General features: G+C 69.7%; 30 protein-coding genes and 1 pseudogene. 25 read left to right on the top strand and 6 right to left on the bottom strand.

Annotated elements, in window-relative coordinates; translation table 11 throughout:
* Positions 1-2: 2 nt before the first annotated feature.
* From ASF20_RS07045 to ASF20_RS07025, 5 genes are all read left to right on the top strand, one after another.
* Entirely contained in the window at positions 3-1,007 is a 1,005-nt protein-coding gene (locus tag ASF20_RS07045; RefSeq protein WP_056211361.1) for a magnesium transporter CorA family protein, read from the top strand.
* Between the two features lie 93 nt (positions 1,008-1,100).
* Positions 1,101-2,789, top strand: coding sequence for a methyl-accepting chemotaxis protein (locus tag ASF20_RS07040; protein WP_056272421.1), 1,689 nt, complete (start codon positions 1,101-1,103; stop codon positions 2,787-2,789).
* 86 nt (positions 2,790-2,875) lie between these two features.
* Positions 2,876-3,640: an SOS response-associated peptidase gene (locus tag ASF20_RS07035; protein WP_056272418.1), complete on the top strand. Its 765-nt coding sequence runs from the start codon at positions 2,876-2,878 to the stop codon at positions 3,638-3,640.
* 92 nt (positions 3,641-3,732) lie between these two features.
* The gene (locus tag ASF20_RS07030; RefSeq protein WP_056211367.1) at positions 3,733-3,936 is read left to right on the top strand and encodes a hypothetical protein; all 204 of its coding nucleotides are present in this window, start codon (positions 3,733-3,735) and stop codon (positions 3,934-3,936) included.
* 11 nt (positions 3,937-3,947) lie between these two features.
* Positions 3,948-4,163 carry an alkylphosphonate utilization protein gene (locus tag ASF20_RS07025; protein WP_056211370.1) on the top strand — a complete coding sequence of 72 codons (216 nt, stop codon included), beginning with the start codon at positions 3,948-3,950 and terminating at the stop codon, positions 4,161-4,163.
* A gap of 46 nt (positions 4,164-4,209) precedes the next feature.
* Here the strand turns inward: ASF20_RS07025 and ASF20_RS07020 are convergent, their stop codons facing one another.
* Complete coding sequence (locus ASF20_RS07020; protein ID WP_056211374.1) at positions 4,210-4,464, bottom strand: hypothetical protein; 255 nt, start codon at positions 4,462-4,464, stop codon at positions 4,210-4,212.
* A gap of 324 nt (positions 4,465-4,788) precedes the next feature.
* On the opposite strand from ASF20_RS07020, the gene ASF20_RS07015 reads away from it, so the two are divergent.
* The 6 genes from ASF20_RS07015 to ASF20_RS06995 all read left to right on the top strand — a co-directional run bounded on the left by ASF20_RS07015 (position 4,789) and on the right by ASF20_RS06995 (position 9,923).
* The gene (locus ASF20_RS07015; protein WP_056272415.1) at positions 4,789-6,597 is read left to right on the top strand and encodes an adenine deaminase C-terminal domain-containing protein; all 1,809 of its coding nucleotides are present in this window, start codon (positions 4,789-4,791) and stop codon (positions 6,595-6,597) included.
* 210 nt (positions 6,598-6,807) lie between these two features.
* The gene (locus ASF20_RS07010) at positions 6,808-6,993 is read left to right on the top strand and encodes a hypothetical protein (RefSeq protein WP_056211377.1); all 186 of its coding nucleotides are present in this window, start codon (positions 6,808-6,810) and stop codon (positions 6,991-6,993) included.
* A 357-nt stretch (positions 6,994-7,350) separates the two neighbouring features.
* Positions 7,351-7,500 (top strand): hypothetical protein, encoded by a 150-nt coding sequence (locus ASF20_RS24570; RefSeq protein ID WP_200917650.1) that lies wholly within the window; start codon positions 7,351-7,353, stop codon positions 7,498-7,500.
* Between the two features lie 55 nt (positions 7,501-7,555).
* Positions 7,556-8,683 (top strand): COX15/CtaA family protein, encoded by a 1,128-nt coding sequence (locus tag ASF20_RS07005; protein ID WP_056272412.1) that lies wholly within the window; start codon positions 7,556-7,558, stop codon positions 8,681-8,683.
* Positions 8,684-8,911: 228 nt separating this feature from the next.
* Positions 8,912-9,136, top strand: a complete 225-nt coding sequence (locus ASF20_RS07000; protein ID WP_056211382.1) for a hypothetical protein — start codon at positions 8,912-8,914, stop codon at positions 9,134-9,136.
* 106 nt (positions 9,137-9,242) lie between these two features.
* A complete protein-coding gene (locus ASF20_RS06995; protein ID WP_056272409.1) occupies positions 9,243-9,923 on the top strand; it encodes a hemolysin III family protein in 681 nt (226 codons plus the stop codon).
* Between the two features lie 76 nt (positions 9,924-9,999).
* Here the strand turns inward: ASF20_RS06995 and ASF20_RS06990 are convergent, their stop codons facing one another.
* Complete coding sequence (locus ASF20_RS06990; protein WP_056211385.1) at positions 10,000-10,869, bottom strand: GH25 family lysozyme; 870 nt, start codon at positions 10,867-10,869, stop codon at positions 10,000-10,002.
* A gap of 215 nt (positions 10,870-11,084) precedes the next feature.
* On the opposite strand from ASF20_RS06990, the gene ASF20_RS06985 reads away from it, so the two are divergent.
* The 4 genes from ASF20_RS06985 (at position 11,085) to ASF20_RS06970 (ending at position 13,341) form a co-directional block, all read left to right on the top strand.
* The gene (locus ASF20_RS06985; RefSeq protein ID WP_056273638.1) at positions 11,085-11,516 is read left to right on the top strand and encodes a DUF488 domain-containing protein; all 432 of its coding nucleotides are present in this window, start codon (positions 11,085-11,087) and stop codon (positions 11,514-11,516) included.
* 96 nt (positions 11,517-11,612) lie between these two features.
* The gene (locus ASF20_RS06980) at positions 11,613-12,347 is read left to right on the top strand and encodes a LuxR family transcriptional regulator (RefSeq protein WP_056211387.1); all 735 of its coding nucleotides are present in this window, start codon (positions 11,613-11,615) and stop codon (positions 12,345-12,347) included.
* Positions 12,348-12,496: 149 nt separating this feature from the next.
* A complete protein-coding gene (locus tag ASF20_RS06975) occupies positions 12,497-13,120 on the top strand; it encodes an acyl-homoserine-lactone synthase (RefSeq protein WP_056211389.1) in 624 nt (207 codons plus the stop codon).
* Between the two features lie 23 nt (positions 13,121-13,143).
* Positions 13,144-13,341 carry a hypothetical protein gene (locus ASF20_RS06970; RefSeq protein WP_056211391.1) on the top strand — a complete coding sequence of 66 codons (198 nt, stop codon included), beginning with the start codon at positions 13,144-13,146 and terminating at the stop codon, positions 13,339-13,341.
* A 29-nt stretch (positions 13,342-13,370) separates the two neighbouring features.
* Here the strand turns inward: ASF20_RS06970 and ASF20_RS06965 are convergent, their stop codons facing one another.
* Positions 13,371-14,300 carry a histone deacetylase family protein gene (locus ASF20_RS06965; protein WP_056273632.1) on the bottom strand — a complete coding sequence of 310 codons (930 nt, stop codon included), beginning with the start codon at positions 14,298-14,300 and terminating at the stop codon, positions 13,371-13,373.
* 181 nt (positions 14,301-14,481) lie between these two features.
* Between ASF20_RS06965 and ASF20_RS06960 the strand changes: the two genes are divergently transcribed.
* From ASF20_RS06960 to ASF20_RS06920, 9 genes are all read left to right on the top strand, one after another.
* Entirely contained in the window at positions 14,482-15,105 is a 624-nt protein-coding gene (locus ASF20_RS06960) for a L,D-transpeptidase (protein ID WP_056272406.1), read from the top strand.
* A gap of 729 nt (positions 15,106-15,834) precedes the next feature.
* On the top strand, positions 15,835-16,155 hold the full coding sequence (locus ASF20_RS06955; RefSeq protein ID WP_056272404.1) for an AraC family transcriptional regulator: 321 nt from the start codon (positions 15,835-15,837) through the stop codon (positions 16,153-16,155).
* Between the two features lie 106 nt (positions 16,156-16,261).
* Positions 16,262-16,684, top strand: coding sequence for an aspartate 1-decarboxylase (gene panD / locus ASF20_RS06950; protein WP_056272401.1), 423 nt, complete (start codon positions 16,262-16,264; stop codon positions 16,682-16,684).
* A gap of 211 nt (positions 16,685-16,895) precedes the next feature.
* Positions 16,896-17,330, top strand: coding sequence for a hypothetical protein (locus ASF20_RS06945; protein WP_056211400.1), 435 nt, complete (start codon positions 16,896-16,898; stop codon positions 17,328-17,330).
* Positions 17,331-17,529: 199 nt separating this feature from the next.
* Positions 17,530-19,533: an acetyl/propionyl/methylcrotonyl-CoA carboxylase subunit alpha gene (locus tag ASF20_RS06940; protein WP_056272398.1), complete on the top strand. Its 2,004-nt coding sequence runs from the start codon at positions 17,530-17,532 to the stop codon at positions 19,531-19,533.
* 79 nt (positions 19,534-19,612) lie between these two features.
* A complete protein-coding gene (locus ASF20_RS06935) occupies positions 19,613-20,044 on the top strand; it encodes a gamma-glutamylcyclotransferase family protein (RefSeq protein WP_056272395.1) in 432 nt (143 codons plus the stop codon).
* Positions 20,045-20,212: 168 nt separating this feature from the next.
* On the top strand, positions 20,213-20,491 hold the full coding sequence (locus ASF20_RS06930; RefSeq protein WP_056272392.1) for an acylphosphatase: 279 nt from the start codon (positions 20,213-20,215) through the stop codon (positions 20,489-20,491).
* A gap of 114 nt (positions 20,492-20,605) precedes the next feature.
* The gene (locus tag ASF20_RS06925) at positions 20,606-21,328 is read left to right on the top strand and encodes a DUF599 domain-containing protein (RefSeq protein ID WP_055953252.1); all 723 of its coding nucleotides are present in this window, start codon (positions 20,606-20,608) and stop codon (positions 21,326-21,328) included.
* 134 nt (positions 21,329-21,462) lie between these two features.
* Positions 21,463-21,726, top strand: coding sequence for a DUF3253 domain-containing protein (locus ASF20_RS06920; RefSeq protein WP_056273630.1), 264 nt, complete (start codon positions 21,463-21,465; stop codon positions 21,724-21,726).
* On the opposite strand, the gene ASF20_RS06915 is transcribed toward ASF20_RS06920, so the two are convergent.
* Complete coding sequence (locus tag ASF20_RS06915; RefSeq protein ID WP_056272389.1) at positions 21,684-22,517, bottom strand: YdcF family protein; 834 nt, start codon at positions 22,515-22,517, stop codon at positions 21,684-21,686. The two genes, ASF20_RS06920 and ASF20_RS06915, sit on opposite strands and share 43 nt — an antisense overlap.
* 261 nt (positions 22,518-22,778) lie before the next feature.
* Here ASF20_RS06915 and ASF20_RS06910 point away from each other — a divergent pair, with 261 nt between their 5' ends.
* On the top strand, positions 22,779-23,045 hold the full coding sequence (locus ASF20_RS06910) for a hypothetical protein (RefSeq protein WP_056211408.1): 267 nt from the start codon (positions 22,779-22,781) through the stop codon (positions 23,043-23,045).
* Between the two features lie 166 nt (positions 23,046-23,211).
* Here the strand turns inward: ASF20_RS06910 and ASF20_RS06905 are convergent.
* Both ASF20_RS06905 and ASF20_RS24875 read right to left on the bottom strand, forming a co-directional pair.
* Positions 23,212-23,918 (bottom strand): annotated as a pseudogene (locus ASF20_RS06905) (cupin domain-containing protein); the annotation flags it as partial.
* Positions 23,919-24,219: 301 nt separating this feature from the next.
* The coding region (locus ASF20_RS24875; protein WP_244476349.1) for a cupin domain-containing protein at positions 24,220-24,926 on the bottom strand (707 nt) is incomplete at its 5' end.

The raw sequence follows: 24,926 nt of genomic DNA, 5'->3' as shown, positions 1-24,926 counted from the left end.
GCGTGATCTTCATCCACCAGCCGGTCGCCGGCGCCGGGCAGACCCTGCTCGAGCGCCGTTCCCTCGAATTGCAGGAGCCGATCCCCGACGACACCGTCTGGCTCGACATGGTGCGGCCGAGCCGGGAGGAGGACCTCAAGGTCGAGGTCTTCATGGGCATCTCGGTGCCGACCCGCGAGGAGATGAAGGACATCGAGCCCTCCGAACTCCTCTACGTCGAGGACGGGGCGCGCTACATGACCGGCCGGGTGCTGAGCAAGGTCAGCGAATCCGAGGAGCCGGGGCTGGCCGGCATCACCTTCATTCTGCGCGGCAGCCGCCTCGTCACGGTGCGCTACGAGGAGCCGCAGGCCTTCCGGATGTACACCCAGCGGGCCGGCCGCTCGACGGGCAACGGCCCCTCGGCCGTGCCCTCGGGCGAGACCATCCTGGCCGGGCTGATCGAGACGGTGATCGACCGGGCGGCCGACGTGCTCCAGCTCCAGGGGGAGCGCATCGACCGCCTCTCGGGCAAGATCTTCGAGGAGAAGGAGGACCCGAGCGCCCGCAACACCGCCCTGCAGGACACCCTCCGGGCGCTCGGGCGCCACGGCGACCTGATCTCGAAGCAGCGCGAGAGCCTCGTCTCGATGGAGCGCATCCTGCTCTCGCTCTCGGCGACCTACCGCACCGCCAAGGCGCCGCGCGAATTGCGCGAGGACGTGCGCTCCACCCTGCGCGATCTGCAGTCCCTGGAGGAGCACGCCACCTTCCTGTCCTCCAAGATCCAGTTCCTCCTCGACGCCACGCTCGGCCTGGTGAACCTGGAGCAGAACAACATCATCAAGCTGTTCTCGGTCATGGCGGTCGTGTTCATGCCGCCGACCCTGATCGCCTCGATCTACGGCATGAACTTCAAGGCGATGCCCGAATTGGATTGGGGATTCGGATACCCGATGGCGGTCGTGATGATGGTCGTGGCGGCTGTCCTTCCATACGTGTTCTTCCGCTGGAAACGCTGGTTGTAGCGAGTATCCGATGCATCCTGTTAAGGATGCCGATGCAATGTAACCGCGCTTGGCATGATCCGGAGGGCGGATGCATGCTCTTGGAGCGGTTCCATGACCTTCAAGACCCTGACCATCCGCACTCGGTTGGTTGCCAGCTTCGCGATCATCACATTCTTCATCGTCGCAATTGGCTGGCTTGGAATGTCCGGTGTCGGACGGATCAACGCACTACTCACCGCCGTCCAGACCAATTGGCTTCCGAGCGTGCAGGTGAGCGGTCGGATCGACGTCGCCCTGGCCCGCTACACCACGAGCCTGCTGCGCGTGACGCAGACCACGGATGCCGGCGACCAGGCCAAGATCGAGGCCGACATGACCAAGCGCCGGGAACAGGTCGGTGCCCTGTCCAAGGGCTACGAGCGCCTGATCAGTTCGGATGCGGAGCGCGGGCATTTCCAGGCCTTCAGGCGGGAGGTCACCACCTTCTTCGGCGTGGCCGACCGGATCGTCGCCGCCGCCCGCACCGCCCCGAAGGGCGAGGCTTACGCCCTCTACCTCTCCGACGGCGTCGAGCCGCGGCGGCGCGCCTCCACCGCCCTGGAGAAGCTCATCGAGATCAACGACGCCGGCGCCGCGCAGGCCGAGGCGGAGGGCGTCGCCCTCGCGTCCCAGACGACCTCGATCGCGCTGGCGGCCCTCGGCGTGGCCGTCGTGCTCGCGGTCCTGCTCGCGACCCTGATCATCCGCAGCGTCACGCGGGGCATCGACTCGGTGGTGCAGCCGATGACGGCGCTCACCGCCGGGAACCTCGCCGTGACAGTCCCGCACCAGGGCACCGGCACCGAGATCGGCCGCATCGCCGACGCCGTCCAGGTCTTCAAGGAGAGTCTGATCCGCATGAAGGCCCTCGAGGCGGACACGGCCTCGGCCCGGGCCGGGGCCGAGGCCCAGCGCCGCCGGGCGATGCAGGAGATGGCCGACGGCTTCGAGCGTGCCGTGGGCGGCATCGTGGACTCCGTGGGCAGGGCCGCGGGCGAGTTGCAGGCGACCGCCCAGGCCATGAGCGGCACCGCGAGCGAGACCGCCGGGCGTTCCCTGTCGGTGGCCGCCGCCGCCGAGGAGGCAGCCTCGAACGTCGAGACGGTGGCGGCGGCGGCCGAGGAGCTCGGCTCCTCCGTGCAGGAGATCGGCCGCCAGGTGCAGGGCTCGGCCGAGCTCGCCGGCGCCGCCGTGCGCGAGGCCGGCACGACCGCCGCCCTGGTGCAGGAACTCAGCGGCGCGACGGCGCGGATCGGCGACGTGGTCAAGCTGATCTCCGACATCGCCGGTCAGACCAACCTCCTCGCGCTGAACGCCACGATCGAGGCGGCCCGGGCCGGCGAGGCCGGGCGCGGCTTCGCCGTGGTGGCGACCGAGGTGAAGGAACTGGCCGGGCAGACGGCCCGGGCCACCGACGAGATCAGCACGCAGATCGCGCGGATCCAGGGCGCCACGGCCGAGAGCGTGCACGCCATCGACGCCATCCGCGGCCGGATCGACGAGATCAGCGCGGTGGCGACCACCATCGCGGCGGCCGTCGAGGAGCAGGGCGCGGCGACCCAGGAGATCGTGCGCAACGTCGCGCAGGCCTCCACCGGCACGGGCGAGGTCACGGCCAACATCGCCGGCGTGGCGGGAGCGGCCGAGGAAACCGGCGCCGCGGCAAGCCAGGTCCTGGCGTCCGCCTCGGCCCTCGCGCGCCAGTCCGATCATCTCGGCCAGGAGGTCGGCCGCTTCCTCGCCGGCGTCCGCGCCGCCTGAGACAGGCGACGCGCCCCCGGGGGATCCGTCGCCCCGGGGGGCCTGAGCCCCTTGCCCATCGGGTCGAATTTGCGGATCGTCCGCGGATGTGTGGACGCTTCTTCATCGCCCAGGCTCCGGACATCTTCCGGGCCTTCTACGGCTATCCCGAGCTGCCGAACTTCCCGCCCCGGTACAACGTGGCGCCGACCCAGCCGGTGCCGGTGGTGTTGTCCGAGGGCGGGCGGCGCCGGTTCCGGCTGGTGCGCTGGGGTCTGTGGCCGAGCTGGGTCAGGGACCCGAAGGACTTCCCCCTCGTCATCAACGCCCGGTCCGAGACCCTGCGAGAGAAGCCGACCTTCCGCGGCGCCCTGCGCCACCGCCGCTGTGTCTTCCTGGCCGACGGGTTCTACGAGTGGCGCCGGGAGGGGACGGGCAAGGCCGCGACGAAGACCCCCTTCATGATCCGCCGCGCCGACCGGGCACCGATGGCGCTCGCGGGCCTCTGGGAAAACTGGCTCGGGGCCGACGGCTCGGAGGTCGACACGGCGGCCGTCGTCACCACGGACGCAAACGGCACGATGGCGGCGGTGCACGACCGCATGCCGGCGATCCTCGCGCCGGACCAGATCGATTCCTGGCTCGACACCCGCGACACGGAGCCGGACGCCGCGGTGAAGCTGTGCCGCCCCTGTCCCGATGACTGGCTCACGCTGGACCCCGTCAGCGCCCGGGTGAACGACGCCCGCATCGATGCGCCGGACCTCATCGAGCCCCTGGCCCGGCCGCAGAGGGGCGAAGCCGGGCGGTCTGCCCCGCCCGCCGCGCAGCCGCGCTCCAGCGACGAGGATGCGCAGGGTGCCCTGTTCTGAAGGGGGACCCTCGGGACGACGCCGTCCTTGCGTTCGGCCCCCAAAGGTCGCATCGCTCCCGCGGCCCGGCCGGGCGTTCAGGGGAGCACAGCATGACGGCGGAAGAGATCGACCAGATGAACCGGGCGCGGGACAGCCTGGCCCGTCAGCGCGCTGCGCTCGCCCGGCGGATCGGCAGCAGCGAGGTCGCGGCGCCCTCGGCGGCCGAGGACCTCACCCGCATCCTCCTTGCCATCGAGGCCGTGGACCGGGCGCTCGTGGATGCCGGCCGACCCTACCTGCGTCCCGAGAGCTGAGGGCGCGGGCGATGGACGAGACCCGGGATGCGAACGGCACCAAGCTCGCAGACGGCGACGCGGTGACGCTGATCAAGGACCTGAAGGTGAAGGGAACTTCGGCGACCCTGAAGCGCGGTACGCTGATCAAGAACATCCGCCTGACCGACGATCCGTCCGAGATCGAGGGCAATGCCGAGAAGGTGAAGGGCCTCGTGCTGAGGGCCGAATTCCTCAAGAAGGCCTGAGGCGGGGCCTCGCCGGCCCCGCGCCGCAGGCCGGCCTGGCGAGCGCCTACTCGTCGGACGCCGTGGAGACGCGGGCGGGCGAGCGGGTCAGGCTGCGGATCGCCCGCAGGGGACGACCGGATTTCTCGGAGATGGCGCGGTCCTGGTCCTCGATGAGCTGGCGGGCCGGCTCGTCGCCGTCGAGGCCGCCGAGGATCTCCATGGGGACGCGCCGGTTGGAGGCGCGGGACTCATCGTCATAGACGACGTCGAACAGGACGGAGCCGCGCTCCTGCGGTTTCGACTTGGTACGCTTGGCCATGACGGGACGGTGCTCGAACTGCAGGGGTGGGGAAGAGACGCCGACGGCCACGGATGGGCGGGGCGGGTGCGCGTACATCCGGCGTCACCCAGGCCCGGCCTCGTGGCCGTCTCCGATCGAGCGACGCGGGGTCGCGATCGGCATCTGTCTTAAATGGTCTCGCCGCTCCCGCTTGGCAACCCGTTTCGCCGGGTCGCACCGCCTGTCCGCCGGGCCCGGTGTCTGGCACGATGCATGCGCCGCGGAACGGCCGGGCCGGCGTGGCGGCCCCGGCGCACGCCAAATCCGACGGACACGTCGAGTGCCACGGAGCCGGGAGACCGCATGACCGACACGCGACCGCTGACGCGCTTCTCCGTCGAACCGTTGAGCCGGATGACGCGACACCTCTCGGCCGTGGCCTCCGGCCGCGCGGAGCCCGACCGCGTCCTCACCGGCGCCCGCCTGCTCTCGACCTACTCGGAGCGCATCCTGCCGCATCGCGAGGTCTGGATCGCCGGCGGGCGGATCGCGGCGGTGAAGCCGGCGGGAACCTACCGGGGCAATGCGCCCCGGCGCGACCTCGGCGGCGGGCTCCTCGCGCCGGGACTCGTCGACCCGCACCTGCACATCGAGAGCAGCATGGTCACGGCCTGTGCCTATGCCGAGGCCGCGCTCCTCAACGGCACCACCACGATCGTCTGCGACAGCCACGAAATCGGCAACGTCCTCGACGCCGACGGCATCGCCTGGATGCTGGAGGATGCCCGCGCGGCGCCCCTGAACATCTACCTCACGGTGCCCAGCACGGTGCCGGCGACCTCGCCCGAACTGGAGACCGCGGGCGGCGACCTCGATGCCGCCAAGATCGCGGCGCTGTTCGATGCCTGGCCGGAGGCGATCGGCCTCGGCGAGAAGATGGATTTCGTGGCGGTCTGCGAGGGCGATCCCCGCGCCCATGCCATCATCCAGGCCGCCCTGGAGCGCGGTCGCCCGGTCTCGGGCCACATCTACGGGCGCGACTTCGTGGCGGCCTACGCCGCCAGCGGCGTCACCGACACGCACGAGGCGATCGACCGCGACATCGCCGACGACCTCCTGGAGGCCGGAATCTGGATCTACCTGCGCGGCGGCCCGCCGACCACGCCCTGGCACAGCCTGCCGAAAGCCATCGGCACCATCCTGGATTACGGCGCCGCGGCCAAGCGGATCTGCGTCTGCACCGACGACCGCGACGCGCAGGATCTCCTCGCCTTCGGCCTCGACTGGGTCGTGCGCGAGGCGGTGCGCATGGGCGTCCCGAAGGTCCAGGCCTGGTCGATGGGCTCGCTGCACCCCGCCGCCCGCTACGGCCTCGATGGGGAGATCGGCGGCTTCGGCGGCGGGCGCCGGGCCGACCTCGTGCTCCTCGACGACGACCTCGTGCCCCAGTCCACCTGGTACGGCGGGGAGCTCGTGGTCGAGGAACGCCGGATCACGCCGTTGCTCGACGCCGCGCTGTCGCGGCCCTACCGCTACCCCGCGCCGGCCTACGCCACCATGCACCTGCCCGACCCGCTGCCGGCCCTGACCCCGGACCTGCCGACAGGCCCATGCCGGGTCAACGCGATCCGCACCACGCTGCCGGGCATCGAGCTCACCCACGAGATCGTCGACCTCGTGCCCGGACCGGACTGGCCCTCGACCCTCGGGGCCAACGACCTCTGCTTCGTCACCGTGATCGAGCGCCACGGCCGGGCCGGCAACGTCGCCCACGGCTTGCTGCGGGCCTTCGGGCTGAAGCGGGGCGCGGTGGCGAGCAGCGTCGGCCACGATTCGCACAACGTCATCGTCGCCGGCCTGAACGAGGGCGACATGCGCGTCGCCCTCGATGCCCTCGGCGCGATCCAAGGCGGCGTCTGCGTGGTGGAGGACGGGGCCGTGGTCGCCCTGGTGCCGCTGCCGGTGGCGGGGCTCCTGTCGGACAAGCGCGTCACCGCCGTGGCTGAGGAAGTCCGGATCCTGAAGGAGGCCTGGGACCGGGCCGGCTGCACCATTCCGTATATGGGCTTCAACCTCATCCCGCTCTCGGTGATCCCGGAGATCCGCATCACCGACAAGGGTCTCGTCCTGGTGCCGGGGATGCGGATCGTGCCCCTGTTCCAGGCGGCCTGACGTTTTCCCGCTTCACGCGCGGGAACCAGGGCGGGGTCTCCCCGTTGTCAGGCAGGTCTCAACAGCCTCTCGATCCTCCCAAGCTTACACAGCCTGCATGCCGTGATCGGCGCGCGGGCTGTTTCTTTGTCCCGGGCTTACCCGGACTTGGGATCGCCCGACGATCGGGTGGACGGAAGGGGCGCCAGACCGGTCCTGGGAGTTGCCCCGATGCGTAGTCTTCTCACCCTCATCCTCGTCGGCGCCGTCGCCTTCGTCCTCGTCGGCATGTACGTGGCCCCCGGCCAGCCGGAATTGCGGGCCTGGTACCTGCGCAATGCCTGCGAGCATCTCGACAAGGTGTCGCCGCAGATCTGCGCCCCGGCCCGCAAGGCCGAGAGCGGGGTGCCGACCTGAACGCGATCGACTGGTTCTTTCGCGACCGGAAGACCGGTGCAATCACCATCGGACAATGGCCGAACGCGCCGCTGCTGATCTTCATCGGCTGCGCGCTGGTCGGCTGGCTCGACGGGCCCGGCGGCCGAATCGGTCCCTACCTGCGTATTCTCGGCGCGGCGGCCCTGGCATGGTGGGCCGTCGACGAGGTCGTGCGGGGCGTGAATCCGTGGCGGCGGTGTCTCGGTGCTGGTGTCCTGGCCTTTCTGGCCTGGAAGTTGGCTCGGGCGGCTCTCTGAGGGCACCCTCGCGTCTTGCCGAACCCCGTGCGTCGCCTATTCTCGCTGTCGCGCGTGGCGCGCCGGAGGATTCGCAGGCATGACGTTCTTCATCGGGATCGCGGGGCCCTGGATCGTCATCGCCGTGCTCGAGATGCTGTCGCTCAGCCGCCAGCGCGAGCTGGATGCCGAGGGCCTGGCCCCCGGTGCGTCGTCGCTGAGCGTTGCCCACAGCGCCTACCTCGCTTAACCCGCATCCATCCGAGGCGCGCCGTCCGGCGCCCGGGCGGGATGCGAGGAGCGACGTGGTGCGAGCAGGCGAACAGGCGACCGGCGCGATCCCCGGCCTACGGGGCGTGCGGATCTGGCTCTACGTTCTGGCCGCCCTCGTCGTCGGCATGGTCGCCGTCGGCGGCGCCACCCGCCTGACTGGTTCCGGGCTCTCCATCACCGAGTGGCGCCCCGTCACCGGGGCAATTCCGCCCGTCTCGGCCGAGGCCTGGGCGGCGGAGTTCGACAAGTACCGCGACACGCCCCAGTACCGCATCCTGAACCAGGGCATGGGGCTTTCGGACTTCAAGGTCCTGTATGCCTGGGAATGGGGCCATCGCCTCCTCGGCCGCATCGTCGGCCTCGTCTTCTTCCTGCCGCTGCTCTGGTTCTGGTGGCGCGGCGCCCTGACCCGGCGCCTCGGCCTCGGCCTCCTCGGCCTCGGGCTCCTGGGCGGGCTCCAGGGCGCGATCGGCTGGATCATGGTCGCCTCCGGCCTGCAGCCGGGGATGACCGCCGTGGCGCCCCTCAAGCTCGCCCTGCACCTCACCACCGCCAGCCTGATCCTGGCCGGTCTGGTCTGGCTCGCCGCCGGATTGCGGGCGCCGGACGCCGCCGTCGAGGTCGATCCGCCCCGCCTGCGCCGGACGGCCCTGGCCATCATGACCCTCGTCGTCGTGCAGATCTTCCTCGGCGGCCTCGTGGCGGGCTCGAAGGCTGGTCTCCTCTACAACACATGGCCGACCATGGACGGGCACCTCATCCCGCCGGTCGCGGAGCTCTTCGCCGGGACGCCCTGGATCGAGAATTTCGTCGACAACCTCGCCCTGGTGCAGCTGAACCATCGCCTGACCGCCTACCTGCTGCTGGCGGTGGCCCTCGTTCATGCGTTCGACGCCCGCCGGGCGCGCCCGGGCTCGGGCATGGGCCGCCGGGCAACCGGCATCGCCGCCCTCGTCCTCACCCAGGCCGTCCTCGGCATCACCACCCTGCTGCTGGCCGTGCCGCTCTGGGCCGCGCTCGCCCATCAGGTCTTCGCCATGGCGGTGCTGACGATGGCGACGGTCCATGCCCGGCGAGCGGCCCGATCCCACGTCCCGGCGCCCCTCGGACGCCCGTCGACCCCCTTCGGCTACGAAACGCTCACCGGCAGAACGGCGTGATCGGCAGGGCAGCGTGATCGACAGAGCTCCCTGAGCGACACGGTTGCCGGATCGACGCGATCGCGTGACGGATGCGGCCGAGGCCCGGCATGTGCGGATCGCCACATCGCGACCGCACTGCAACGAACCACTCTGGCCCCCGCACGTTCGACCCCCGTCGGAACGCGGCCGGAGCCCTCGGGTCCCCCCTCGTCCGACGCCCCTGAACCGCGAGAGGACGATCCCTGCATGCAGGATACCGAGACCCGGCGCACGCCCGCATCCGAGCCGACCCCCTCCGAGACCCGGACGACCTCCGAGCCCCGGACAGCCGCCTCCGCCGGTCAGACCCCATCCCCGGCGAAGCGCCGTCACGGCAAGCAGGCCTGGTTGGCCCTCGGCCTGACGGGATTGCTCGGCGCCGTCTGGGCCGTCGCCATCGCGAACCGTTATCCCAACATCCTTCCGGGCTAGTCCTCGCCCGAAGAGATTCCTGTTGATCGCTCCAACTCGGTAGTTGTCGCGGGGAACGCGGCAACAGGTTCAAGCGTAGCCTCAACGGATATACCGGAGGTCGGCGATGCTTTTAGCGGACGACGGACGCCCAACGGGAGTGACCTGGAACTATACCCGGAAAGAAATCCTGGCGGATGGCGCCGTCCACGTCGTGGGTGTCGCCCTCGGCGTCGCGGGTGCCATCGCCATCGTGGTGATCGCCGCCCTCTCGCCGCTCTCGCTCCTCGAGCGTGCCGGGGTCACGATCTACGCGGCCGGCCTCGTCTCGATGCTCGGCGTCTCGGCCACCTACAACATGTGGCCGGTGTCCCGCCGGAAATGGCTGCTGCGGCGCGCCGACCACGCCCTGATCTACCTGATGATCGCAGGCACCTACACGCCCCTGGTCGCCCTGGTGGGCGACGGATTGCCGGCGTGGAGCCTTCTCGGCACGGTCTGGCTGGTGGCGGCGATCGGCATCGCCCTGAAGCTGCTCCTGCCCGGGCGCTACGACCGGGTTTCGATCGGGCTCTACCTCACCCTCGGGTGGAGCGGGGTCGTCGCCTACGACGCGGTGATCGGCCGACTCGGCAGCGATGCCGTCTGGATGCTCGCCCTGGGCGGCGTCCTCTACTCCCTCGGGGTCGTCTTCCACGTCTGGCGCAGCCTGCCGTACCAGAACGCGATCTGGCACGCCTTCGTCCTCGCTGCGACGGCCTGCCATTACGGGACCGTGATGGCGACCGTGATGGGCGCCGGCGCCTGAGGGGCGACCGGGCCCGGCGCCGGGACGCCGTGCTTGGAGTCGGTCAGAGGTTCGAGGCCGGGAACGACCCTTGGCGCTACTTGCCCGTGCAGAGTCCGCGATCGGCAAGGTTGCGGTGCTCGCGCGGATCGCAATCTGTCGAGAGGAACGAGGCCCACTCGGCGGGGGTGCCGTAGAAGGCGTTGCGGTCGACGTCGCCGCGCACGCCCGGAACCCGCCCGGTCGAGGTGAACTGCCACAGCATCCACTTGCGCTTGACGTAGCGCTGCTCCGGCTCGGCGGCCGTGGAGCGGACCCAGTGCGGGTAGTCCGGCAGCTCGTCCTCGAGCACGTCCTTGTGGAAGGTGATGTCGGTGTAGATGATCGGCCGCTTGCCGGTGTAGCGCTCCATCTCGTCGAGCATGTAGCGGATCATCGACAGGGCCTGGGCCTTGGGCAGCTTCTTCGGGCAGAGCTGCGAATGGCCGTTCCACTCCACGTCGAGGACGGGGGGGAGGGCGGTCGGGTCGTTGGGGACGTTCTTCTTGAACCAGGCCATCTGGTCCTGGGCCGAGCGGCACCAGAAGACGAAATGGTAGGCGCCCCGCGGCACGCCGGCCTGCGCGGCCCCGTCCCAGTTCGTCCGGAAGCGCTCGTCCACGTGGTCGCCGCCCTCCGTCGCCTTGATGAAGGCGAACTGGGTGCCGGCCGCACGCACCGACATCCAGTCGACGGGACCCTGCCACTTCGAGATGTCGATGCCCTGGACCGGGTGCTGCTTGGCCCGCGCGACGCCGGGATGAGGCTTGGCATCGCCCTTGGTCGGATAGAAATCCGTGGTCCCCGAGCAGGCCGCGAGGGCGGACAGCACGGCGACCGCCGCGCCGCGCCGCAATCCGGCGCGCAAGGCGGTCAGCGGCGCACGCTGGTTCTGACGTGCCGGGGCAGTCCCGTTCCACAGCCGCATCGTTGCCCGACCCACCAGCTTCTACGCGCTACCAATGGCTAAGGGATGACCCGGGCGCGGTTAACAGACCTTTGACGGCAATGCGGCGGATTTCCGGAAGCCGTGTCGGGCAAGCCACATAGGCGGTCGGCATCCACCCTGGCCCCCACGGGCACCACCCCCTAAGTGCAGGCCGTGCCTGCGGGTTTGGGACACAGGAGGGTGCCGTGAAGGTTCTGTTCACCATCGGGTACGAAGGTCTCGATCCCGAGCGCCTGATCGCGGCTCTGAAGGACGCAGAGGTGGGAACCCTGGCGGATGTCCGCGCCGTGGCGAATTCCCGCAAGCGCGGCTTCTCCAAGACCGCCCTGCGCACCAGCCTGGAGGAGTCCGGCATCGGCTACGCCCATGCCCGCAGCCTCGGCACGCCGAAGGCCGGCCGACAGGCGGCCCGCGCCGACGATGCCGCGCTGATGCGGCGCATCTATTGCGAGGAGGTGCTTGACACCGCCGATGGCGGCCTCGCCCTCGACGAACTCTGTGCCCTGGCCGACCGCACGCCGATCTGCCTGCTCTGCTTCGAGCGCGAGCCGGCGCGCTGCCATCGCCGCGTCCTCGCCGAGCGGATGCAGGCGCGGGGCTTCACGACGGTGGACCTGTTCGGGTGACGCCCGCTGCCCTCGCCACACGTAGGCCATCGGCGCGTTGACAATCTAGAGTTATCCGGTTTTCACTCAACCGGGGGTGACGATGCCGGATTTGCAATGACGCGCAAGGCGCTGGATCAGACGTTGGGCTTCCTCCGGGCCCTCGACCGGACCGCGAGCACCGACGATGTGGGGCGCCTGCTGGTGACGGAATTCGCGGCGCACGGCGTGTCCCATGCCATGGCGGGGACCATTCCCCGCAAGGGCACGCCGGCGCGGCAGCAGCACGGACACATCCTAGTCAACACCTTCCCGGAGGAATGGGGCCGGCGCTACCTGGCGCGCGGCTACGCCTTCCACGACCCCACGGTCCGTCACCTCGCCCACAGCACGGCGCCCTTCGCCTGGAGCGAGTTGGGCGAGCGGTTCGGCGACGATGCCGGCGCCCGCCGGGTAATGGCGGAGGCGGGCGAGTTCCGCCTCCGCGACGGGATCACGGTCCCGCTGATGACCCTCGACGGCGACATGGCGGGTTTCAGCCTCTCGGGCGAGCGCCTCGGGCTGAATCCCGGCGACCGGCCGATGCTCCACCTCATCGCCACCTACGCCTTCGGCCATCTCCTGCGCCTGCGCGGCCCGGCGGGGGCGGCGCGGGCCGCCCGGCTCGCGCCGCGGGAGCGCGAGGCCCTGCAATGGGCGGCGGAGGGCAAGACCGACTGGGAGATCGGCGAGGTCATGGGCATCTCGACCCACGGGGTCGACTTCCACCTGCGCTCGGCCCGGACGAAGCTCGGCACCACCAACCGGACCCAAGCGGTCGCGGTGGCGTTGCGGCGCGGACTGATCACCTGACGCGGCCCCCTCGCGGGGGCCATCGCGACCACCCGCGCAGGGTCCGCCGGCGTCGATCCCGCACGCCTCGCGGCGTCGACCTACGGGTTCCCGTAGGTTTGTGACGGTCCCGATCATGTCAGAACCGGCCTCGGAACGGAGGTTTCGACATGATTCAGATCGTGACACCCGCGAATGAATACTGCTTCCGCGAAGAAATGGAACAGGTCTGGCGCCTGAGGCACGCGATCTTCGTCGAGGAAAAGCGTTGGCTCGACCTCGCTCGTCCCGATGGGCGCGAGATCGACCAGTTCGACACGGCCCACGCGATGCACTTCCTTGCCATCGAGGCTGGGCGGGTCATCGGCTACAGCCGGCTCCTGCCGACGACCCGGCCGCACCTCCTCTCCGACGTGCTGCCGCAGCTCTGCGAGGTGGCGCTGCCCTGCGGCCACGACACCTGGGAATGGACGCGCCAGGCCGTCGCCCGGTCCCATCGCGGACGGGGCAAGGCGGTGAATCCGGTCTCGCTCAGCCTGCTCTCCGGCATCGTCGAGTGGGGCCTCGCCAACGGCGTGCGCCAGCTCGTGCTGCAAATGCCGACCCTCTACCTGCTGCACGTGGTGCAGCTCCACTTCCGGGCCCGGCCGCTGGGCCTGCCGCAATCGATCAGCGGCGAGGACATCATCGCGGCCACCGCGGAATTCGACGAGCGGACGCTGGCACGCCTGCGCGCCCTCACGGGGCGGACGGACTCCGTCCTCGCTCCGACCTACCCCTACCTCGCCGCCTGACGCGCGGCCGCAAAGGACCTGCCATGCTCACCCTGATCCAGCCACCGAAGGGCGAGGCCTTCGACGTCCTCGCCGCCCACTGCATCGCGGCGCGGGCCGTCATCGCGGAGGCCGGGACGCCGGTGATGCGGCGGTTGATCGACCTTCTGCTGTTCGAGATCGCCGTCGCCATGGCGGATCCATCGGACAATCCGGCCCTCGTCCCGGAGCCGGTCGCCTGAGGGCGAACGGGCGGACCGGCGCCGGAGACTCAGCGCCCCATCAGCGCATCCACGTGGGCGGCGACGGAGAGGCCGAGCCCCTTGAGGCTGTAGCCGCCCTCCAGGACCGAGACGACGCGCCCGCCGGCATGGCGATCGGCCAGCGCCATCAGGCGGCGGGTCGCCCAGCCGAAATCGGCTTCGGTAAGCTCGACATGGCCGAGGGGATCGAGGTGGTGGGCGTCGAAGCCCGCCGAGATGATGATGAGGTCGGGGGCATAGGCGTCGAGGCGGCGCAGGATGCCGGCCTCGAAGGCCTCGCGAAAGACCGGGCCGTCGTCGCCCGCCCGCAGGGGTACGTTGACGATGGTGTCGTGGTTGCCCCGCTCCGACGCGGCGCCCGTACCCGGAAACAGCGGCATCTCGTGGGTGGAGGCGTACATCACGGAGCGGTCGTCCCAGAAGATGTCCTGCGTGCCGTTGCCGTGGTGGACGTCCCAATCGACGATCGCCACCCGGCTCGCCCCGTGGGCTTCGCGGGCATGGCGCGCCGCGATGGCGGCGTTGTTGAAGACGCAGAACCCCATCGCGGTCATGCGCTCGGCATGGTGGCCCGGAGGCCGCATGGCCACGAAGGCATTGGCGCACTCGCCCGCCATCACGGCATCGACCGCGTGCACGGCGCCGCCGACCCCGCGCAGGGCCGCCTCGACGGTGCCGGGGGAGAGCAGGGTGTCGCCGTCGATCTGGACGTAGCCCTCCGTCGGCGACGCCTCGATGATCGCCTGCACGTAGGGCACGGGATGGACCAGGGTGGGCACCGAGGTCTCGGCCCTCGGGGCCTGGCCGCGGACCAGCCCAGCGAAGCGCTCGTCCTCGAGGGCCCGCTCCACCGCCCGGATCCGGTCGGCGCGTTCGGGATGCCCTTCCGGCATGGCATGATCGAGGGCGGACGGGTGGCTCACGTACAGCGTCGTCACGGTCATCCCTTTGCGGCCGCCGATCTGTCGCTTTAAGACAACAGATGATGCCAATGTATCACATCTTGCGCATGATCACGTTGCCGGGATGCGCGCTCGGCTCGGGTTGTGCAAGACCTGTCCGAACACGAATCGATCAGACCGCGCCCGGTGACCGGCGGGTCGAGACAGGCCCTCATCCATGCGCGCGCCCGCCCTTCTCCTCCTGATCGGTACGCTGCTGCCGCTCGGCGCCTGCAACACCCAGACCAATCCGGGGGCGACCGGACCGCTCGCCGCGGCGCCCGCCCCCCTGAGCGGGCCGGAGCGCGACAAGGCCTGGATGAAGCTCGCGCCGAGCGCCCCCATCGATCCAAAGATCGCCCGCGCCACCGTGGACTACCCGACGCGGGAAGCGCCCGGAACCGTCATCGTGGTCACCAAGGAGCGGCGGCTCTACTATGTGCTGCCCGACGGCAAGGCCGTGCGCTATCCCGTGGCCGTGGGCCATGCCGGCATGGCCTGGGCCGGGACGGCGGAGGTCGACCGCAAGGGCGAATGGCCGGACTGGAACCCGCCGCCGGAGATGCTGGCCCGCCGGCCCGACCTGCCGAAGCGCCTGGAAGGTGGCCCCACGAGCCCGATCGGGGCCCGCGCCCTCTATCTCGCGGAGGGCAAGAAGGACACGCTGTTCCGCATCCACGGCACCAACGAGCCGGAGAAGATCGGTCAGGCGGTCTCTTCGGGCTGCATCCGCATGCGCAACGACGACGTGGTCGACCTCTACGACCGGGTGCCGATCGGCGCGAAGGTGGTGGTGCGCTGACACTTAACCAAGCGCGGGTGGTTTGTCGGTCGCGGCGGGTCGTTCGTCGGCACCAGCCCCCAGGCGCATCCCGCGGTGACGCCCGGCGGCACGGTGGGCCGGCGGAACGCCGACCGCCTCGCGCGGGGGTTCGCTGTCACGAACCGGGCGGATCGATCCGCCGACGGCCGATCCCGACGTGACGATGAGCGCGTTCGCCTGCGCCGCGAGAACCGGCAGGCACAACGGGAGCGCGACGTCGTCGCGCCCGAGACGCCCGGTCCGGGCGAGGTCATGGCGTCGGGACGGCCGATGCCCAGGCACCCCGCCGCACGTCCCGGCACGAAGGCGCGCCCCCCGAAACGCTCACGAACACCTGGCGTGCCCGGTGACCCTCGCGTGTGCCGAGCCCTGCCTGCAAGGCAGGCGCGGGGCGCGCGGGGATGGCGAGGCGGGCAGGATCATCGGAGCGCCCGCCGCCTTTTGGGGCGCCGGACGCCCCCCGGTCGACGCGCCGGGCGCCGAACGGCCCGCCGTGAGCCAGACCGTCTTCGCCACGGATGCGCGGGACCGCTTCGCGGCCTACCTCGACCTCTACGCGATCGGCTCGACGGTCTCGCGGATCGGCGACCGCCTCCAGGCCGCCGTGAGGGGGCGCCGCGCCGCCGGATTGCTCCTGCGTGACCGGCAGATCGCTGGCGCCGTCCACCAGCGCGAGGCGGCGCGCATCTGGGGCGGCGGGACCTCGACATGCGCGCGGTCGCCTCCGGCTCCGGCCTGTCCCGCAGCGCCCTCTACCGGGCCTTCGTCCCGGTCGGCGGGGTCGGGCACGAGATCCTGCGCCGCCGCGTGGCCCGCCTGCGCTCGGCCATCTTCCGCAGCGGCAGGGACGTGCGGATTTCGAATCTGGTCTGGACCCTCGGGTTCGTCACGCCGAGCCATGCCGCGCGGGCCTTCAAGGGCACCCACGGCCTCGCGCCGGGCAGCTCCGCGCGGAAGTCCGGGCCCCGGAGGGGCGCCCCGTGGAGGACCTCGAACCCGATCATCTGCGGGGCTCGATCCGGGGCCTGAGCGGATCGTCCCGGCTCTCCTGAGCGGTCCGGTCGGCGCCAGATAGACCTGGCCTCCCGCGACGGCGCCGATTAACAACGCGACCGCACGAGGGAGAGCCAGACCGATGCAGAGTTTCGTCCGCGCCAAATTGCACGGCCTCCGGGTGACCGGTGCCGACCTGAACTATCACGGCTCGATCACCCTCGACGCGGACTTCTGCCGGGAGGTCGGCCTCGATCCCCTCGAATTCGTCGAGATCTGGAACAAGATGTCGGGCGCCCGGATCAGCACCTACGTGCTCTACGGCGCGGCGGGATCGCGCTGCTGCATCCTGAACGGGGCCGCTGCCCGCACCTGCCAGGTCGGCGACGAGGTCATCATCGCCTCCGCGACCTACGGCTCCATCGAGGACGTGATCGCGCGCAAGCCGAAGGTGCTGATCTTCGGCCCGGACAACACGATCAGTGACCGGGTAACCTACGACGTCTTCCGCGACGCCGAGGGACGCCTCGACATGCGCATCCTCGGGCCCGGCATCGCGGGCTGACGGGGCGCCGGCTCCGCCCGCGGCCCTCGGAGCGGGGAGGGTGCGCCGGCTCCGGAGCGTCAGGATTTCGAAAGGCTCATTCGTGAGCAGGCTTTAACCTGAACAGTGATTCAGATTTGCCCGTTAACCGCTTGAACGATGCCGTCCTGCATAGTCGAACCATCGACAGGGACACAGACCGGCCAAGATAAAGCCGGGGAGGCATCAAGAGATGATCAACCTTTCGCTTCAGGTTTTCTGTAACCGTATCGTTGCAGCCGATTGCATCACCGCCGAGGATGTCCAGATCCTGGCGCGCGAGATCCTCCCCGATGGCTTCGTGTGCCGCGACGAGGCCGACATGCTGATCGCCCTCGAGCGCATCGTCACCTTCGCGGATACGAGCTTCGGCGACTACCTCGTCGCGTCGGTGGTGGATTTCGCCGTCTGGGGCGAGCGCCCCACCGGCTACATCGATGCGGGCGTGGCCGCCTGGCTGGTGGGCAGCCTGCGCGCCGGCAGCGGCCCGACCCGTCTCGCCGCCCGCCTCGCTCGCGAGGTCGTGCGTGAGGCCCAGGCCAGCGACGAAGCCCTCATCGCCTTCGCGTTGGCGGCAAACCGCGCCACCGCCGAGAGCGACCGGATGCGCGAATTGCTGGCTGCTTAGGAGCCGCCAGCCCCTGATATTTCGCATTCAAAATCATATGGTGCATCGCACCGTGAGATTGTCGGTCGTGGCCGTGCATAAACAGGCCCCCGGCCTGGATCGATCAGCTTCCCGAAGCCGCATAACTGCTTTAACGGGAACCAGCTTGGGCGTTTGCAAGACGCCGCATGTTCCCTGACGGACCAGAGTGCGCGGAAAGATGTTCGACAAGATCCTGATCGCGAACCGTGGCGAAATCGCCTGTCGCATCATCAAGACCGCCCGGCGCATGGGCATCAAGACCGTGGCGGTCTACTCGGATGCCGACCGCGACGCCGTGCACGTCGCCATGGCCGACGAGGCCGTGCACATCGGTCCGGCCCCGGCGGCGCAGTCCTACCTGCTCATCGACAAGATCATCGACGCCTGCAAGCAGACCGGCGCCCAGGCCGTGCATCCGGGCTACGGCTTCCTGTCCGAGCGCGAATCCTTCCCGCGCGCGCTGGAAGCGGCCGGCATCGTCTTCATCGGCCCCAACCCCGCCGCCATCGCGGCGATGGGCGACAAGATCGAATCCAAGAAGGCGGCCTCGGCCGCGACGGTCTCCACCGTGCCGGGCTTCCTCGGCGTCATCGAGAGCCCCGAGCACGCGGTCACCATCGCGGACGAGATCGGCTATCCCGTCATGATCAAGGCCTCCGCCGGTGGCGGCGGCAAGGGCATGCGCATCGCCCATTCCTCCGGCGAGGTGGCGGAGGGCTTCGCCCGCGCCAAGTCCGAGGCCGCCTCGTCCTTCGGTGACGACCGCGTCTTCGTCGAGAAGTTCATCACCGACCCGCGCCACATCGAGATCCAGGTGATCGGCGACAAGCACGGCAACGTGATCTACCTCGGCGAGCGCGAGTGCTCGATCCAGCGCCGCAACCAGAAGGTCATCGAGGAGGCGCCGTCGCCGCTCCTCGACGAGGCCACCCGCCGCAAGATGGGCGAGCAGGCCGTCGCGCTGGCGAAAGCCGTGAACTACGATTCCGCCGGCACCGTCGAGTTCGTGGCCGGCCAGGACAAGTCGTTCTACTTCCTCGAGATGAACACCCGCCTGCAGGTGGAGCATCCGGTCACCGAGATGATCACCGGCCTCGACCTCGTCGAGCTGATGATCCGGGTCGCGGCCGGCGAGGCTCTGCCGCTCGGCCAGGCAGACGTGAAGCTCAACGGCTGGGCCGTCGAGAGCCGGGTCTACGCCGAGGACCCGACCCGCAACTTCCTGCCCTCGATCGGGCGCCTCACCACCTACCGGCCGCCGGCCGAAGGCGAGTTCGGCGGCGCCATCGTCCGCAACGACACCGGCGTGGAGGAGGGCGGCGAGATCGCGATCCACTACGACCCGATGATCGCCAAGCTGGTCACCTGGGCCCCGACCCGGGCCGAGGCCATCGAATCCCAGGGCGAGGCGCTGGACGCCTTCGCCATCGAGGGCATCCGCCACAACATCCCGTTCCTCGCCGCCCTGATGGCTCATCCGCGCTGGCGCTCGGGCAACCTCTCCACCGGCTTCATCGCCGAGGAGTTCCCCGAGGGCTTCGTCGCCCCCGAGCCGAAGGGCGCGATCGCCCAGCGCATGGCGGCCGCGGCCGCGGCCATCGACCACAAGATGAACCAGCGCAAGCGCGGCATCTCGGGCCAGATGCGCGATCCGGCCCTGCTGCATTTTGAGCGCGACCGCGTCGTGGTCCTGGCGGGCGAATCCTACCCGGTTACCGTCGACGCCGTCGGCGGCACCCTGATCGTCACGGGCGCCGACGGCACCACCTGGCCGGTCTCCTCCGACTGGCGCCCGGGCGAACCCGTCTGGCAGGGCGAGATCGGCGGGGCCCGCGTGGCGATGCAGGTCCGCGGCCTCCTCAACGGCGTCGCCCTCCAGCACGCCGGCGCCGCGGCCGAGGCCCGGGTCTACACCCAGCGCGAGGCGGCCCTCGCCGCCCTGATGCCGGTCAAGGAGGATGCCGGCTCCGGCAAGCAGGTGCTCTGCCCGATGCCCGGCCTCGTCAAGGCGATCCTGGTCAAGGAAGGCCAGGAGGTGAAGAACGGCGAACCCCTGGCCATCGTCGAGGCGATGAAGATGGAGAACGTGCTGCGGGCCGAGCGCGACGCCACCGTCGCCAAGATCGCCGCCAAGGAAGGCGACAGCCTCGCGGTCGACGCGGTCATCCTCGAATTCGCTTGACGCGCGGCCGGCCCCGGGCCGCGTCGCCTCCCGTCCCGGGACGCGGCGCGGCCCGGGACGGACGCCCTGGACCCGGTCGATGCCCCTCTACTTCGCCTACGGCGCGAACATGGATGCCGGCGCCATGGCCGCGCGCTGCCCGCGCTCGACCTTGATCGGGCAGGGCCGCCTCAACCGGCACCGCTTCATCATCATGCGGGAGGGCTACGCCTCCGTGGTGCGCGACCCACGCGCGACCGTGCATGGTATACTGTGGGATCTCGCCCTCGGAGACGTCCCGGCCCTCGACCGCTACGAGGGCGTCGCCTCGGGCCTCTACATCAAGGCGATGCAGCCGGTCTCGGTGCCGGGCGGTTCGAAGCGGGCGCTGATCTATCTCGGCGGCACCAGCGCCACGGGGGCGCCCCGTCCGGGCTACCTCGAAGCCGTCCTCGCCGCGGCTGTCGCCGCGCAGTTGCCGGCTGCCTATCGCGCGGAATTACAGGCCTGGCAGCGCGGGCGCGCCGGTTGAGCCATGCTCCCCGGATGGTCTTCGATCGCCCGGGTCCGGCTTCGGGCTGTCGAAGACGAGGCAAGTCCGCATGGAGTTCTGCGCGCGCAGGTCCCTCTCCCTCGGCGGCGTGCCATCGCGTCTTCCGGACCGCCGCCGCCCAACGATGCTACGAAGGACAAGACTGCGATGCCCGAGATCCGAACCGTCGCGGTGATCATCAAGGGCCGGGTCCAGGGCGTCGGCTACCGGTTCTGGACGCGCGGCGAGGCGGATCGCCAAGGCCTCTCCGGGTTCGTCCGCAACCGCCCGGACGGGTCCGTCGAGGCCCTGTTCTCCGGAGCCCCCGATGCCGTGGCACGGATGCTGGACGCCTGCCGCCAGGGTCCGCCCGGTGCCCGCGTCACGGACATCGCCGTGACGGAGCCTGCGGTCGCACCGCCGCAGACCGGTTTCGCGATCCGCTGACGCTTCGTCCCGGGTGAGACACATCCGGCCCCCCTTCGTCTGGACAGGGCGTCGGCTTCCGCGCTAGCGCCCGGGCGGGGCGCCCGGCGATCGGTCGTCGAGAGACCGGACGCGATGCTGACCGCCGACTTCTCCTATCTCGACCTCGCGGCCCTCAGCTACTTCGTGGCCGCCTGGGCCGGCTACGGCATCGCGGTGGCGCGCATGCGCGGGCGCCGCACCAGCCTCAGCCAGATCATGAATGCGCAGCGGGCGGAGTGGACGCGCCAGCTCATCGGGCGCGACAACCGCGTGGTCGACACCACGATCAACGCCTCCCTCCAGAACGGGACGGCCTTCTTCGCCTCGACCTCGCTCATCGCCCTCGGCGGCGTCCTGACCCTGTCACGCTCGGGGGACGACGTCCTCACCCTGTTCGGTACGCTCCCCTTCGGCGCCATCGCCACGCGCTTGACTTGGGAGATCAAGGTGGCGGGCCTCGCGGTCGTCTTCGTCTACGCCTTCTTCAAGTTCTCCTGGGCCTACCGGCTGTTCAATTACGGCGCGATCCTCCTCGGCGCGGTGCCGCCGAAAGGTTCGGATGCGACGCCGGAGCAGATGCTCCGCGCGGCGCGCAAGGCGGCCGCGATGAATATTGCCGCCGGAAGCCACTTCGCGCGCGGCCAGCGCGCCTTCTTCTTCGCCCTGGCCTATCTCGGCTGGTTCGTGAGCCCCTGGCTCCTCATGCTGACGACCACCGCGGTGGTGCTGGTGATGTGGCGACGGCAATTCGCCTCGCGAATTCGCGCCGCCCTGCTGGCGGAAGACGACGGGACAGGGCAGGGATGGCAGCCATGACGATTCCCAAGAAGCCCACGCGCCAGCGCACCTCCTCCCCGAAGATCCCCGCCGCGAAGGCGCCCCCGAAGGTCGCGGCGAAGCCGGAACCGAAATCGACGGGTCGCCCCGAACGCAAGGGGCCGTCCGAAACGCTGATCGCGGAGACGATCCTGCGCCTTCTCGCGGCCCGCGAGGCCGGCAAGACCATTTGTCCGTCCGAGGTGGCCCGGGAACTCGGGGGACCGCAGCCGGAGGGCTGGAGCCCCCTGATGCAGCCCATCCGCCGGATCGCTGTGCGGATGACCAAGGCCGGCGAAGTCGCGATCCTGCGCAAGGGAAAGCCGGTTGAAGACCCGGACGATTTCCGCGGCGTCTATCGGCTCGGGGCCGCGGCCCCCGCGCCGGACGAGGCCTGAGGCGCCGGCAGCAGGGCATCGGTGTAGCCGCTGAGCCGATAGGCGACGAGGCCGAACCACTCCTTGGTCACGATGTCCAGGAGCGCCAACCCCTCGGACGCGAAGGCATTGACGTGCAGGACGTCTCGCCAACCGCCGGTGCGATAATCCACGGGATAGGCGGTGACGGCGAAGCCGGCCTCGCGGAAGCAGCCGATCGCCCGGGGCATGTGCCAGGCCGACGTGACGAGAACCCAGCGCTCCCCCGGCTGCGGCTTGACCATGTCGGCGGTGAAGCGCGCGTTCTCGCGCGTGTTGCGCGAGCGATCCTCGAGGATCAGCCGGGTGCGCGGCAGCCCCATCGTGTCGGCGTAGCGACCGACGATCTCGGATTCCGAGGCCTTGCTGCCGCCGAGGCTGCCGCTTCCGCCGGTGAAGACGAGACGGCTCTGGGGATAGCGCCGGGCCAGATCCGCCATCGCGACCTGTCGCTCGGCCGCGTCGTTGAGGAGGAGTTGTCCCCGATCCGCCGAAAGCCGGGTCTCGATCGCGCCGCCGAGAACGATGATCCCGGTGACCGGTGCACCATCGTCGACGAATGCGGGAAATCGCTCCTCGAGCGGCAGGGCGATGAGGACGGGCAGGGGTGACAGGCCGGCGACCAAAAGAAACATGGCCGCCAGGCCGCCGATCCAGAGCCCGCTCCGAAGCCATCCCCCTGTCGCCAATCCGATCCCCAGCAGGACAAGCAGGGCAAGGGCGTTCGACGGCGTCACAAGGAAGTACAGCAGCTTCGACAAGGGAAAGAACATGCACGGGCAACCGGAGCGGGTGGGCAGGTGAGGCGTGATACCGCAACGGCCGCGGCCTTGTCCCGCGCGTTACCCAGTAGCGCGAACCAGCGCATCGGACAGAGGCGAACCGAGACATCGTCATGCCCACTCGCATAGACGATGGAGCTGACAAATCCGTCCCGGATCAGCCCTACGCAAGGACCACCGATTGCACTTGATCCGCGAACGGCTTAGGTTAATTTCATGGAGTGGGATAAATTCCCACGGGTAATATTGTCAATGCCACGCTTTTTCATCGACCTCCACGACGGAGCCAATTTCGTCAAGGACAAGGTCGGATTCGAATTGTCCGACGAGGATGCGGTGCGCACGAAGCTCGTGCGCATCATGGCCAAGATCGCGCAGGAATTCAGCGTCGAGACCGAGCGACAGGACTACTTGGCGATCGTGCGGGGCGAAGAGGCGCAGGTCCTGTTCCGGGCCCATCTCTCGCTCGATATCGAGCGGGTCGACGGCGCGGTCGAGGTCATTCCGGACGAAGCCTGACGACGTCCGACCGACGCGCGGTGATTTTCGTCCCAGCACGTCCTCCTCGGAAGCCGATTTCTCGGTGGCGGTGGGAACTCGGACGATCGTCCCGCACCGGTATCGCGGAGCCGTCAGTGCCCCTGCGGCCCTACAGGAAGGCTTTCGGGGAGGGCGCCCGACGGCCTCACCGTCCGTAGATATCCTCGACGCGGATGATGTCGTCCTCGCCGGTGTAGGAGCCGACCTGCACCTCGATCAGTTCCAGGGGGATCTTGCCCGGGTTGGTCAGGCGGTGCATCGAGCCGATCGGCAGGTAGATCGCCTCGTTCTCGTGCACAAGCACCACCGAGTCGTTCAGTGTCACCTCCGCCGTGCCCTTGACGACGACCCAGTGCTCGGCCCGGTGGAAGTGCTTCTGCAAGGACAGCCGTCCGCCCGGCGTCACCATGATCCGCTTGACCTGGAAGCGCTCGCCGAGGTCGATCCGCTGGTACCAGCCCCAGGGCCGGTACATGCGCCGATGCGCGTCCGCCTCCGGGTGGCCCTGCGCGCGCAGGCGGGTGACGAGATCCTTGACCTCGCCCGATCGCGCCTTCGAGGTCACCAGCACGGCGTCGGGGGTCGTGACCACGACGACGTCGTCGAGCCCCACCACCGTCGTCAGGTGCTCGCCCTCGCTGTGGATCAGGCTGCCATGGGTGTCGATGGTCTCGACCCGGCCCCGGACGGCGTTGCCGTCGGCATCGTGCGCCAGCACGTCCCAGACCGCGTCCCAGGTGCCGACATCCGACCACGCAAAGGAGACCGGGCGCACGCCGGCATGCCGGGTCCGCTCCATCACGGCGTAGTCGATGGAGGTCTTGGGCGCCCGGCCGAAGGCCTCCGCGTCGANGCTCATCGCCCGCGGCAAGCTCTTCGCCAAGACCGCCTACGGACAGAACCTCCTCAAACTCGCGCAGGAAGACCAGACCGCCCTCCTAGCGCGATGAGGGTGACTGAATTGGCGTATGCTGGCAGACACGCCTAGCATCTTTACAGCCCACCACCGAATTCTTTGAATAAGCTCATTCGAGGTTGTCGGATTAGAATAATAGGAATTTTGAGCAATATCATGAATGATGCGAGCTTATCTCAATGTTTTAACCTCAGGAGCAAAGCGGGACGGTCTACACAATAAGGACTTATTTCGATCTCATCGTCCGTAGATATCCTCGACGCGGATGATGTCGTCCTCGCCGGTGTAGGAGCCGACCTGCACTTCGATGAGCTTCAGGGGGATCCTGCCCGGGTTGGTCAGGCGGTGCATCGAGCCGATCGGCAGGTAGATCACCTCGTTCTCGTGCACCAGCACCACCGACTCGTTCAGTGTCACCTCCGCCGTGCCCTTGACCACGACCCAGTGCTCGGCCCGGTGGAAGTGCTTCTGCAAGGACAGCCGCCCGCCCGGCGTCACCATGATCCGCTTGACCTGGAAGCGCTCGCCCAGGTCGATGCGCTGGTACCAGCCCCAGGGCCGGTACATCCGCCGATGGGCGTCCGCCTCCGGGTGGCCCTGCGCGCGCAGGCGTGTGACGAGATCCTTGACTTCGCCCGAGCGTGCCTTCGAGGTCACCAGCACGGCGTCGGGGGTCTTGACCACAACGACGTCGTCCAGTCCCACCACCGTCGTCAGGTGCTCGCCCTCGCTGTGGATCAGGCTGCCATGGGTGTCGATGGTCTCGACCCGGTCCCGGACGGCGTTGCCGTCGGCATCGTGCGCCAGCACCGCCCAGACCGCGTCCCAGGTGCCGACATCCGACCAGGGGAACGAGACCGGGCGCACGCCGGCATGCCGGGTCCGCTCCATCACGGCGTAGTCGATGGAGGTCTTGGGGGCCCGGCCGAAGGTCTCCGCGTCGG

The organism is Methylobacterium sp. Leaf88 (genome assembly GCF_001422795.1).
In the GTDB taxonomy this organism is placed as follows: Bacteria; Pseudomonadota; Alphaproteobacteria; order Rhizobiales; family Beijerinckiaceae; genus Methylobacterium.
The sequence above is the reverse complement of the archived record's forward strand: the minus strand, read 5'-3'. Positions and strand labels throughout refer to the sequence as shown.

Coding starts and splice junctions, on each gene's coding strand:
- ASF20_RS07040 (WP_056272421.1), top strand. CDS start 1,101: ATGACCTTCAAGACCCTGACCATCCGCACTCGGTTGGTTGCCAGCTTC.
- ASF20_RS07035 (WP_056272418.1), top strand. CDS start 2,876: ATGTGTGGACGCTTCTTCATCGCCCAGGCTCCGGACATCTTCCGGGCC.
- ASF20_RS07030 (WP_056211367.1), top strand. CDS start 3,733: ATGACGGCGGAAGAGATCGACCAGATGAACCGGGCGCGGGACAGCCTG.
- ASF20_RS07025 (WP_056211370.1), top strand. CDS start 3,948: ATGGACGAGACCCGGGATGCGAACGGCACCAAGCTCGCAGACGGCGAC.
- ASF20_RS07020 (WP_056211374.1), bottom strand. CDS start 4,464: ATGGCCAAGCGTACCAAGTCGAAACCGCAGGAGCGCGGCTCCGTCCTG.
- ASF20_RS07015 (WP_056272415.1), top strand. CDS start 4,789: ATGACCGACACGCGACCGCTGACGCGCTTCTCCGTCGAACCGTTGAGC.
- ASF20_RS07010 (WP_056211377.1), top strand. CDS start 6,808: ATGCGTAGTCTTCTCACCCTCATCCTCGTCGGCGCCGTCGCCTTCGTC.
- ASF20_RS24570 (WP_200917650.1), top strand. CDS start 7,351: ATGACGTTCTTCATCGGGATCGCGGGGCCCTGGATCGTCATCGCCGTG.
- ASF20_RS07000 (WP_056211382.1), top strand. CDS start 8,912: ATGCAGGATACCGAGACCCGGCGCACGCCCGCATCCGAGCCGACCCCC.
- ASF20_RS06995 (WP_056272409.1), top strand. CDS start 9,243: ATGCTTTTAGCGGACGACGGACGCCCAACGGGAGTGACCTGGAACTAT.
- ASF20_RS06990 (WP_056211385.1), bottom strand. CDS start 10,869: ATGCGGCTGTGGAACGGGACTGCCCCGGCACGTCAGAACCAGCGTGCG.
- ASF20_RS06980 (WP_056211387.1), top strand. CDS start 11,613: ATGACGCGCAAGGCGCTGGATCAGACGTTGGGCTTCCTCCGGGCCCTC.
- ASF20_RS06975 (WP_056211389.1), top strand. CDS start 12,497: ATGATTCAGATCGTGACACCCGCGAATGAATACTGCTTCCGCGAAGAA.
- ASF20_RS06970 (WP_056211391.1), top strand. CDS start 13,144: ATGCTCACCCTGATCCAGCCACCGAAGGGCGAGGCCTTCGACGTCCTC.
- ASF20_RS06960 (WP_056272406.1), top strand. CDS start 14,482: ATGCGCGCGCCCGCCCTTCTCCTCCTGATCGGTACGCTGCTGCCGCTC.
- ASF20_RS06955 (WP_056272404.1), top strand. CDS start 15,835: ATGCGCGCGGTCGCCTCCGGCTCCGGCCTGTCCCGCAGCGCCCTCTAC.
- panD (WP_056272401.1), top strand. CDS start 16,262: ATGCAGAGTTTCGTCCGCGCCAAATTGCACGGCCTCCGGGTGACCGGT.
- ASF20_RS06945 (WP_056211400.1), top strand. CDS start 16,896: ATGATCAACCTTTCGCTTCAGGTTTTCTGTAACCGTATCGTTGCAGCC.
- ASF20_RS06940 (WP_056272398.1), top strand. CDS start 17,530: ATGTTCGACAAGATCCTGATCGCGAACCGTGGCGAAATCGCCTGTCGC.
- ASF20_RS06935 (WP_056272395.1), top strand. CDS start 19,613: ATGCCCCTCTACTTCGCCTACGGCGCGAACATGGATGCCGGCGCCATG.
- ASF20_RS06930 (WP_056272392.1), top strand. CDS start 20,213: ATGCCCGAGATCCGAACCGTCGCGGTGATCATCAAGGGCCGGGTCCAG.
- ASF20_RS06925 (WP_055953252.1), top strand. CDS start 20,606: ATGCTGACCGCCGACTTCTCCTATCTCGACCTCGCGGCCCTCAGCTAC.
- ASF20_RS06915 (WP_056272389.1), bottom strand. CDS start 22,517: ATGTTCTTTCCCTTGTCGAAGCTGCTGTACTTCCTTGTGACGCCGTCG.
- ASF20_RS06910 (WP_056211408.1), top strand. CDS start 22,779: ATGCCACGCTTTTTCATCGACCTCCACGACGGAGCCAATTTCGTCAAG.